The sequence below is a fragment of the Aeromicrobium sp. PFPM2_SD2 genome, assembly GCF_057364525.1.
Map to the genome: position 1 here is coordinate 1 of NZ_JBNFNZ010000244.1, position 3,757 is coordinate 3,757.

Annotated in this window: 6 protein-coding genes; 5 read left to right on the plus strand and 1 reads right to left on the minus strand. The window is 72.4% G+C overall.

The features are described from left to right. The 5 genes from AC2W7G_RS11280 to AC2W7G_RS11300 all read left to right on the plus strand — a co-directional run. A partial coding sequence (locus AC2W7G_RS11280; protein WP_485868512.1) for a CheB methylesterase domain-containing protein occupies nt 1-658 on the plus strand: 658 nt, incomplete at its 5' end. Beyond that, complete coding sequence (locus AC2W7G_RS11285; RefSeq protein ID WP_485868513.1) at nt 655-1,866, plus strand: CheR family methyltransferase; 1,212 nt, start codon at nt 655-657, stop codon at nt 1,864-1,866. The genes AC2W7G_RS11280 and AC2W7G_RS11285, both read left to right, overlap by 4 nt. Beyond that, on the plus strand, nt 1,863-2,306 hold the full coding sequence (locus tag AC2W7G_RS11290; RefSeq protein WP_485868514.1) for a chemotaxis protein CheX: 444 nt from the start codon (nt 1,863-1,865) through the stop codon (nt 2,304-2,306). Before AC2W7G_RS11285 ends, AC2W7G_RS11290 begins: the two co-directional genes overlap by 4 nt. A 35-nt stretch (nt 2,307-2,341) precedes the next feature. Further along, nucleotides 2,342-2,704: a response regulator gene (locus tag AC2W7G_RS11295; RefSeq protein WP_485868515.1), complete on the plus strand. Its 363-nt coding sequence runs from the start codon at nt 2,342-2,344 to the stop codon at nt 2,702-2,704. Nucleotides 2,705-2,713: 9 nt separating this feature from the next. Beyond that, nucleotides 2,714-3,196, plus strand: coding sequence for a hypothetical protein (locus AC2W7G_RS11300; RefSeq protein WP_485868516.1), 483 nt, complete (start codon nt 2,714-2,716; stop codon nt 3,194-3,196). On the opposite strand, the gene AC2W7G_RS11305 is transcribed toward AC2W7G_RS11300, so the two are convergent. Next, nucleotides 3,197-3,661: a tRNA (cytidine(34)-2'-O)-methyltransferase gene (locus tag AC2W7G_RS11305; protein ID WP_485868517.1), complete on the minus strand. Its 465-nt coding sequence runs from the start codon at nt 3,659-3,661 to the stop codon at nt 3,197-3,199. Between the last annotated feature and the right edge of the window lie 96 nt (nt 3,662-3,757).

The following is a 3,757-nucleotide window of genomic DNA, read 5'->3' on the forward strand; positions in this document are numbered from 1 at the left end:
GCGCGGCCAGCCCTGCCGCCGACGCGCGAGTCGCGTGCAGCCGGCCGGCGGCTACCAGATGCTCGTCATCGGCAGCTCGACCGGCGGGCCCGAGGCCCTGCACACCTTCCTGACCGCGCTGCAGCCGCTGCCGGTGCCGGTCGCGGTCGTGCAGCACATGCCGCCGCTGTTCACGCGCCAGTTCGCCGCGCGCCTGGACCGTCAGTGCCGCTTCCCGGTGCGCGAGGCCGAGGTCGGCATGGTCATGGAGCCGGGCAGCGTCACCATCGCCCCGGGCGACTTCCACCTCACGGTGCAGCGCCAGGGCACGCACGGCTTCGTGGCCGGGCTCAACCAGGACCCGCCGGAGAACTACTGCCGGCCCGCCGTCGACGTCCTGTTCCGCTCCGCGGTCAAGGCGGTGTCCGGCCCCGTGCTGGGCGTCGTGCTGACCGGCATGGGGTCGGACGGCGCGGTCGGCGCCCGGCACGTCGTGGACGGCGGCGGCAGCGTCATCGCCCAGGACCAGGCCAGCTCGGTCGTCTGGGGCATGCCGGGGGCCGTCGCGGCCGCCGGGCTGGCCGACCAGCTGCTGCCGCTGACGCAGATCGCCGGGGAGGTGCAGCGCCGGCTCGCTCCGAGCAAGGCGCTCGTGGACGATCGAGGGGGACGAGCATGAGCATCGGTGCCGACGCGTTCGGCTTCGTGCGTGACCACGTGCGGGCCGAGAGCGCGATCGTGCTGGAGACGGGCAAGGAGTACCTCGTCGAGTCGCGTCTGCTGCCGCTCGCCCGCCAGCACGGCCACGGGTCGGTCGACGTGTTCGTCGCCGACCTGCAGCGCACCCGCAACCCGGCGCTGCTGCGCCAGGTCGTGGAGGCCCTGACCACCAACGAGACGTCGTTCTTCCGCGACTCCGACCCGTTCACCGCGCTGCGCCAGGACGTTCTGCCGACGCTGGCCAAGGAGCGTCCGGGCCGCAGCCTGCGCATCTGGGCGGCGGCGTGCTCGACCGGCCAGGAGCCGTACAGCATCGCGATGACGACGCGGGACACCCCCGAGGTGGCCGGCTGGAACGTCGACATCGTCGCGACCGACCTGTCCGAGGAGGTCCTGGCCAAGGCGCGCAAGGGGGAGTACTCCCAGCTCGAGGTCAACCGCGGCCTGCCGGTCACGACGCTGGTCAAGCACTTCCAGCGCGCGGGCATCAGCTGGCGGATCAACCCCGACCTCGCGGCGATGGTGCAGTTCCGCCAGCTCAACCTCATGCGCCCGTTCGGCCCGGTGGGACGCTTCGACGTCGTCTTCCTGCGCAACGTGCTCATCTACTTCGACCTGGCCACGAAGCGTGACATCCTGCGGCGCGTGCGCCAGGTGATGGCGCCCGACGGCTACCTCTTCCTCGCGCGCCGAGATGACCATGGGCGTCGACGACGCCTGGGAGCGCGTCCCCGCGGGGCGCTCGTCCGTGTACCGAATCAGAGAGGACCAGCGCTCATGCGTGCGTTGATTGTTGACGACTCACGGGCCATGCGCCGCATCGTGGGTCGCATCCTGACCGAGCGGGGCTTCGAGACGTCCGAGGCCGCCGACGGCCAGGACGCCCTGACCGTGCTCGAGTCGATGGACGAGCTGCCCGCCGTCGCGTGCATCGACTGGAACATGCCGGTCATGGACGGGCTCGAGCTCGTCACGGCCATCCGGGCGCGCCCCGAGTGGCGCGACATCACGCTCATGATGGTGACCACCGAGAGCGAGCAGGACCGCATCGTCCGCGCGCTCGCGGCCGGCGCCCACGAGTACCTGATCAAGCCGTTCACGCCCGACGCCCTGGTCGAGAAGCTCGACCTGCTGGGGCTCGTGCCGACCCCCGGAGGCGTCGCATGACCGTCACGACCGGACCCGACACCGGGCTCGTCCAGGCCGCGCTGGAGCAGGTCTGGGAGTCCATGCTGTACGCCGTGGCCGAGCCCCTCCCCCAGGGTTCGGACGCGCTGGCCGGCGCCCTGGAGGCCAGCATCACCGTGTCCGGCGCGTGGAACGGCGAGCTGCGCCTGTTCTGCGACGGCGACGCGGCCCGCCAGATGGCGGCCACGATGCTCGGCGCCCCGCAGGACGAGGAGCTGCCCGAGCTCGACGTCCACGACGCGGTCGGCGAGATCCTCAACGTCGTCGGCGGCAGCGTGAAGGGCGCCCTGGAGGGCGAGAGCCGCCTCGGCCTGCCCCAGGTGCGTCCGGCCGCCCAGCTGCCCGACCCCGCCGAGTGCGTCGCCGTCTCGTGGCGCGGCGCCCCGGTCTACGTCCAGATCCTCGACCGGTCCGCCTGACCGGCCACCCCTCGCCCCACTCGGAGGAGCACCCCATGAAGATCCTCGTCGCCGACGACAGCCGCGTGATGCGTCAGATCGTCGTCCGCACCCTGCGCCAGGCCGGCTTCGGCCACCACGACGTCGTCGAGGCCGTGGACGGCGCCGACGCCCTGGCCAAGGTCAACGCCGAGAACCCCGACCTGGTCCTGTCGGACTGGAACATGCCCAACATGACCGGCATCGAGCTGCTGCGCGCGCTCACGGCGCAGGGCGACACCCGTCCGTTCGGCTTCGTCACGTCGGAGGGCTCGGACGACATGCGCGCCACCGCCGAGCAGGCCGGCGCGCTGTTCCTCATCGCCAAGCCGTTCACCCCCGAGTCGTTCCAGGACGCCCTCAGCGGCGTGCTGGGCTGAGAGGCAGCCGTGCTCCCCACCCGCAAGGCGATCAAGGACATCTTCGACGGCCTGCTCGGCCGTGAGGTCTCGATGACCGACGGCGACCGCGTCGTGCTCGACGGCGAGCGCGGGCTGCTGCCCGTCGTCGCGTCCTACGTCGACGACCACAACCGGCTCGCGACCGTCGCGGTCATGGACTTCAAGCTGGCCGCCTTCGTCGGCGCCGCGCTCGGCCTGGTGCCGGTCGGCGCCGCCGAGGACGCCATCGCCGACAAGGACCTGTACCCGAACCTGCTCGAGAACACCGCCGAGGTGCTCAACGTGCTCGCCGCCCCGATCGGCGACGCGAGCCCGGTGCACCAGCGTCTGTTCGAGACGTTCGAGCCCGGCCGCGGCCTGCCCGCGGACGTCGCCCAGTGGGCGGCGACGATCGGCGTCCGCGAGGACGTGAAGATCGACGTCCCCGGATACGGCGCCGGCAACCTGTCGATCGTCACGACGCTCGCGTAGCTACCGTCCGCCGGCGAAGTCGTGCTGGCGCCACGCCTCGTACACCGCGATCGAGGCGCAGTTCGCCAGGTTCATCGACCGGCGTGAGGCCAGCATCGGCAGCCTCAGCCGGTCGGTGACCCGGGCGTCGTGCTGCACGGCGTCGGGCAGCCCCGTCGGCTCGGCGCCGAACATGAGCACGTCGCCGGGCTCGTAGGCCACGTCGGTGTAGCGCGTCGTCGCCTGGGTCGTGAACGCGAAGACCCGGGCCGGGAGCAGCTGCGCGTAGGCCGCCTCGAGGCTCGGGTGGACCGTCACGGCGGCCAGGTCGTGGTAGTCCAGGCCGGCGCGGCGCAGCTTGGCGTCCTCGAGGTCGAAGCCGAGCGGCTCGACGAGGTGCAGGTGGCTGCCGGTCGCGGCCGAGAGGCGGATCGCGTTGCCCGTGTTGCCCGCGATGCGGGGCTCGTGGAAGAGGACGTGGAACATGAGGCCTCGATCCTAGGCTGCCGCGCGCGGCCCTACGCTGGGCGCCATGACCGACGCCCCGACGCCGCCCCACCGCCCTGGCCGCCGCGCCGCACG